This is a genomic window from Pseudonocardia sp. D17 (genome assembly GCF_036984265.1).
Taxonomy (GTDB): Bacteria; Actinomycetota; Actinomycetes; order Mycobacteriales; family Pseudonocardiaceae; genus Pseudonocardia; species Pseudonocardia benzenivorans.
On record NZ_BPRG01000228.1, the window covers coordinates 1 to 207 of the forward strand.

The 207-nt window shown below is 75.4% G+C and carries 1 protein-coding gene; it reads left to right on the forward strand.

Translation table 11 applies throughout. The annotated features are described in order from the left end of the window. The coding region (locus PSD17_RS31680; RefSeq protein ID WP_339126009.1) for a transposase at positions 1–207 on the forward strand (207 nt) is incomplete at both ends.

The following is a 207-nucleotide window of genomic DNA, read 5'->3' on the forward strand; positions in this document are numbered from 1 at the left end:
CGCCGGCCGAAGCGGGGACGGACCGGCCGGCCGCGGGTGCCGGACCGGGCCGCGCTGGCCGGGATCGTGTTCGTGCTCAAGACCGGGATCAGCTGGAACGCCCTGCCCGCCGAGCTCGGCTGCGGGTCCGGGGTGACCTGCTGGCGACGCCTGCAGGAATGGCAGCGGGCCGGGGTGTGGGCGGAACTGCACCGAGTGATGCTCGAC